Origin of the sequence: Providencia sp. PROV119 (assembly GCF_028482435.1) — a bacterium.
Taxonomy (GTDB): Bacteria; Pseudomonadota; Gammaproteobacteria; order Enterobacterales; family Enterobacteriaceae; genus Providencia; species Providencia stuartii.
Genome location: NZ_JAMPQL010000044.1, coordinates 1 through 5,669 on the forward strand (window position 1 = coordinate 1; position 5,669 = coordinate 5,669).

A 5,669-nucleotide genomic window follows, 5' to 3' on the forward strand; every position below is an offset into this window, starting at 1 on the left:
CCGGTGGCAGCGGTCGCAATGGCCTAAACTTCCCCGCACCGACCTTGGCGCTGCTGCGCCATAGGTAATCGCCGGTCAGGTTGATGTGCTCCCACCCCAGCGGCGACAGATATTGCAACAATGTGTCGTCCAGCGCCGTGCCGTTGCCACGCAAAGCACTGGTGGCACGCTCCAGATATACCGTGTTCCACAACACGATGGCCGCCGTCACCAGATTGAGGCCGCTGGCCCGGTAGCGCTGCTGCTCAAAACTGCGGTCGCGGATTTCACCCAATCGGTAGAAGAAGACCGCCCTGGCCAGCGCGTTGCGCGCCTCGCCCTTATTCAGCCCCGCATGGACGCGGCGGCGCAGCTCCACGCTTTGCAGCCAATCCAAAATGAACAGCGTGCGCTCGATGCGCCCCAGCTCGCGCAACGCCACGGCCAAGCCGTTCTGGCGCGGGTAGCTGCCGAGTTTGCGCAGCATCAGCGAAGCCGTTACCGTGCCTTGCTTGATGGAGGTGGCCAGCCGCAGAATTTCATCCCAATGGGCGCGTATTTGCTTGATGTTCAGCCTGTCGCTGCTAATCATCGGCTTGAGCGCGTCATAGGCGGCATCGCCCTTGGGGATGAATAGCTTGGTTTCGCCCAAGTCACGGATACGCGGCGCGAAGCGAAATCCCAGCAAATGCATCAAGCCAAACACGTGATCGGTGAAGCCTGCCGTGTCGGTGTAGTGTTCCTCGATGCGCAAGTCCGACTCGTGGTACAGCAGGCCATCAAGCACGTAAGTTGAATCACGAATGCCCACGTTGACCACCTTGGCACTGAAGGGCGCGTACTGGTCGGAGATATGGGTGTAGAAAGTCCGTCCTGGACTGCTTCCATACTTCGGGTTGATATGACCAGTGCTTTCTGCTTTGCTGCCGGTTCTGAAGTTCTGGCCGTCCGACGATGACGTGGTGCCGTCACCCCAGTTGCCGGCGAAGGGTTGCCGAAACTGCGCATTCACCAGCTCGGCCAGCGCCGTCGAATAGGTTTCATCGCGGATGTGCCAGGCTTGCAGCCAAGACAGCTTGGCGTAGGTGGTGCCAGGGCAGGACTCGGCCATTTTGGTCAGACCCAGGTTGATCGCGTCGGCCAGGATCGTCGTCAACAGCAAGGTTTTGTCCTTGGCCGTGTCGCTGGTCTTCAGGTGTGTGAAGTGGCGGGTGAAGCCCGTCCATTCATCGACCTCCATCAGCAACTCGGTGATTTTGAGGTGCGGCAGCAGCATAGCTGTCTGGTCGATCATGGCTTGCGCGGCGTCTGGTACTGCCGCGTCCAGCGGCGTGATCTTCAGGCCTGACGCGGTGGTGATGATGGCATCCGGTAAGTCGTTGGCCGCAGCCATGCGGTTGACTGTGGCGAGTTGCGCCTCCAACAATTCCAACCGGTCATGCAGGTATTGGTCGCAGTCGGTGGCCACTGCCAGCGGCAATTCGCTGGCCAGCTTCAAAGTGGCGAACTTCTCGACCGGCACCAGGTATTCGTCGAAGTCCTTGAACTGGCGAGAACCCTGCACCCAGACATCACCGGAGCGCAGCGCGTTCTTCAGCTCCGACAGGGCGCATAACTCGTAGTAACGCCGGTCGATGCCGTCGTCGGTCAGAACCAGCTTTGCCCAGCGCGGCTTGATGAATGCGGTTGGCGCATCGGCGGGCACCTTGCGCGCGCTGTCGCTGTTCATGCCGCGCAGCATGTCGATGGCATCGAGCACACCCTTGGCGGCGGGCGCAGCCCGCAATTTGAGCACGCCCAGGAACTGCGGCGCGTAGCGGCGTAGCGTGGCATAGCTTTCACCGATGTGGTGCAGGAAATCAAAGTCGGCAGGCCGCGCCAATGTTTGCGCTTCGGTGACGCTGGCGGCGAAGGTGTCCCAGGGCATAACGGCCTCGATGGCGGCGAACGGATCGCTGCCGCTTTGCTTGGCCTCAATCAACGCTTGACCGATGCGCCCATACATCCGCACCTTGTCGTTGATCGCCTTGCCGGAAGCCTGGAACTGCTGCTGATGCTTGTTCTTGGCCGCGTTGAACAGCTTGCCGATGATGCGATCGTGAAGGTCGATGATTTCATCGGTGACGGTGGCCATGCCTTCGATGGCCAGCGCTACCAGCGTGGCATAGCGTCGTTGCACCTCGAACTTTGCCAGATCAGCAGGCGTCATCTGGCCACCTTCACGAGCGATTTTGAGCAGGCGGTTCTGGTGAACCTGCCGCTCGATGCCTGCGGGCAGATCAAGTGCTTGCCAGGATTTCAGGCGCTCAATATGTTCGAGCATGTGGCGAGAGTTCGGTTTGGCAGGCGACTGGCGCAGCCATGCCAGCCACGTCACTTTACTGCCGTCCTTGCGCTTGAGAAGTTCGTCCAGGCGCTGACGGTGGGGTGATAACAAAGAATCGGTCAGCGCCGCGTAAATGCGTCGGTTGGCACGGGTGATGGCCTCGGCGCTTGCGCGCTCGATGGCATTCATGGCGGGCAGGATAATGCTCTGCCGCCGCAGATTCTCGACAAGTGCGCTCGCCAGCACGATGCCTTTGTCGGTCTGCAAGGCCAGCTCGGTCAATGTATGCACGGCTTGCCGATAGTGGCTCATGGTGAAGGGCTTGAACCCAAAAACCGTTTGCAGCTCGACCAAGTGCTCCCGCCGTGTCTGTTCGCGCTGGCCGTACTCGCTCCAACTTTCCACTGGCATCTTGAGTTGCGCGGCCACCATGCGCAACAGGGGCGGAAACGGAGGCTCATCGACGCCCAAAAAGGTGCCAGGGAATCGCAAGTAGCAAAGCTGCACAGCGAAGCCCAATCGATTCGCGGCGCCGCGACGCTGACGGATCACCGACAGGTCGGTTTCGTTGAACGTGTAGTGCCGTATCAGTTCGTCTTTGGCATCTGGCAGTGCCAGCAGGCTTTCGCGCTCGGTGGCGGACAGGATTGAGCGGCGTGGCATGGTCAGTCTTCCCGCAGGTACTGGTACAAGGTTTCGCGGCTGATGCCGAAGTCACGGGCCACCAAGGTTTTTTGGTCGCCTGCCGCAACTCGCCGTTTCAACTCGGCAATTTGTTCGCTGTTCAGCGATTTCTTTCGTCCCCGGTAGGCACCGCGCTGCTTGGCCAGCACGATTCCCTCGCGCTGACGTTCGCGGATCAGGGCGCGCTCGAACTCAGCGAAGGCTCCCATGACCGACAGCATCAGATTGGCCATCGGTGAGTCCTCGCCGGTGAACTTCAGCCCTTCTTTGACGAACTCCATGCGCACGCCCCGTTGTGTCAGCCCTTGGACGATGCGGCGCAGGTCATCAAGGTTGCGTGCCAGCCTGTCCATGCTATGCACCACCACGGTGTCGCCCTCGCGGACGAAGGCCAGCAGCCTTTCCAGCTCGGGACGCTGGGTGTCCTTGCCAGAAGCCTTGTCGGTGAACACCCGCGCCACCTGAACACCCTCCAATTGCCGTTCCGGGTTCTGGTCGAAGCTGCTGACGCGGACATAGCCGATGCGTTGACCTTGCAAGATGCCTCCAAAGGCAAAAGTGTCAGGATGAAATCTATTACCTTTGACGGAATATGTCAATCAATAGGAAATTTAACTCTATTCTGACATCGTTTGCACATGGTGTCGTTTTCAGAAGACGGCTGCACTGAACGTCAGAAGCCGACTGCACTATAGCAGCGGAGGGGTTGGATCCATCAGGCAACGACGGGCTGCTGCCGGCCATCAGCGGACGCAGGGAGGACTTTCCGCAACCGGCCGTTCGATGCGGCACCGATGGCCTTCGCGCAGGGGTAGTGAATCCGCCAGGATTGACTTGCGCTGCCCTACCTCTCACTAGTGAGGGGCGGCAGCGCATCAAGCGGTGAGCGCACTCCGGCACCGCCAACTTTCAGCACATGCGTGTAAATCATCGTCGTAGAGACGTCGGAATGGCCGAGCAGATCCTGCACGGTTCGAATGTCGTAACCGCTGCGGAGCAAGGCCGTCGCGAACGAGTGGCGGAGGGTGTGCGGTGTGGCGGGCTTCGTGATGCCTGCTTGTTCTACGGCACGTTTGAAGGCGCGCTGAAAGGTCTGGTCATACATGTGATGGCGACGCACGACACCGCTCCGTGGATCGGTCGAATGCGTGTGCTGCGCAAAAACCCAGAACCACGGCCAGGAATGCCCGGCGCGCGGATACTTCCGCTCAAGGGCGTCGGGAAGCGCAACGCCGCTGCGGCCCTCGGCCTGGTCCTTCAGCCACCATGCCCGTGCACGCGACAGCTGCTCGCGCAGGCTGGGTGCCAAGCTCTCGGGTAACATCAAGGCCCGATCCTTGGAGCCCTTGCCCTCCCGCACGATGATCGTGCCGTGATCGAAATCCAGATCCTTGACCCGCAGTTGCAAACCCTCACTGATCCGCATGCCCGTTCCATACAGAAGCTGGGCGAACAAACGATGCTCGCCTTCCAGAAAACCGAGGATGCGAACCACTTCATCCGGGGTCAGCACCACCGGCAAGCGCCGCGACGGCCGAGGTCTTCCGATCTCCTGAAGCCAGGGCAGATCCGTGCACAGCACCTTGCCGTAGAAGAACAGCAAGGCCGCCAATGCCTGACGATGCGTGGAGACCGAAACCTTGCGCTCGTTCGCCAGCCAGGACAGAAATGCCTCGACTTCGCTGCTGCCCAAGGTTGCCGGGTGACGCACACCGTGGAAACGGATGAAGGCACGAACCCAGTTGACATAAGCCTGTTCGGTTCGTAAACTGTAATGCAAGTAGCGTATGCGCTCACGCAACTGGTCCAGAACCTTGACCGAACGCAGCGGTGGTAACGGCGCAGTGGCGGTTTTCATGGCTTGTTATGACTGTTTTTTTGTACAGTCTATGCCTCGGGCATCCAAGCAGCAAGCGCGTTACGCCGTGGGTCGATGTTTGATGTTATGGAGCAGCAACGATGTTACGCAGCAGCAACGATGTTACGCAGCAGGGCAGTCGCCCTAAAACAAAGTTAGGCCGCATGGACACAACGCAGGTCACATTGATACACAAAATTCTAGCTGCGGCAGATGAGCGAAATCTGCCGCTCTGGATCGGTGGGGGCTGGGCGATCGATGCACGGCTAGGGCGTGTAACACGCAAGCACGATGATATTGATCTGACGTTTCCCGGCGAGAGGCGCGGCGAGCTCGAGGCAATAGTTGAAATGCTCGGCGGGCGCGTCATGGAGGAGTTGGACTATGGATTCTTAGCGGAGATCGGGGATGAGTTACTTGACTGCGAACCTGCTTGGTGGGCAGACGAAGCGTATGAAATCGCGGAGGCTCCGCAGGGCTCGTGCCCAGAGGCGGCTGAGGGCGTCATCGCCGGGCGGCCAGTCCGTTGTAACAGCTGGGAGGCGATCATCTGGGATTACTTTTACTATGCCGATGAAGTACCACCAGTGGACTGGCCTACAAAGCACATAGAGTCCTACAGGCTCGCATGCACCTCACTCGGGGCGGAAAAGGTTGAGGTCTTGCGTGCCGCTTTCAGGTCGCGATATGCGGCCTAACAATTCGTCCAAGCCGACGCCGCTTCGCGGCGCGGCTTAACTCAGGTGTTAGATGCACTAAGCACATAATTGCTCACAGCCAAACTATCAGGTCAAGTCTGCTTTTATTATTTTTAAGCGTGCA

Annotated in this window: 4 protein-coding genes; 1 reads left to right on the forward strand and 3 read right to left on the reverse strand. The window is 59.5% G+C overall.

The window, feature by feature from the left end:
- From PSF11_RS20955 to intI1, 3 genes are all read right to left on the reverse strand, one after another.
- The coding region (locus PSF11_RS20955; RefSeq protein ID WP_021243023.1) for a Tn3 family transposase at positions 1-2,968 on the reverse strand (2,968 nt) is incomplete at its 3' end.
- A gap of 2 nt (positions 2,969-2,970) precedes the next feature.
- Entirely contained in the window at positions 2,971-3,528 is a 558-nt protein-coding gene (locus PSF11_RS20960) for a recombinase family protein (RefSeq protein ID WP_001162012.1), read from the reverse strand.
- A 305-nt stretch (positions 3,529-3,833) separates the two neighbouring features.
- Positions 3,834-4,847 carry a class 1 integron integrase IntI1 gene (gene intI1 / locus PSF11_RS20965; RefSeq protein ID WP_000845054.1) on the reverse strand — a complete coding sequence of 338 codons (1,014 nt, stop codon included), beginning with the start codon at positions 4,845-4,847 and terminating at the stop codon, positions 3,834-3,836.
- Between the two features lie 164 nt (positions 4,848-5,011).
- On the opposite strand from intI1, the gene aadB reads away from it, so the two are divergent.
- Positions 5,012-5,545 (forward strand): aminoglycoside nucleotidyltransferase ANT(2'')-Ia, encoded by a 534-nt coding sequence (gene aadB / locus PSF11_RS20970; protein ID WP_000381802.1) that lies wholly within the window; start codon positions 5,012-5,014, stop codon positions 5,543-5,545.
- The last annotated feature ends 124 nt before the right edge of the window (positions 5,546-5,669 follow it).

What these genes read in the sequence shown, in the direction of transcription:
- intI1 (WP_000845054.1), bottom strand. Translation starts at nt 4,847, where the DNA reads ATGAAAACCGCCACTGCGCCGTTACCACCGCTGCGTTCGGTCAAGGTT.
- aadB (WP_000381802.1), top strand. Translation starts at nt 5,012, where the DNA reads ATGGACACAACGCAGGTCACATTGATACACAAAATTCTAGCTGCGGCA.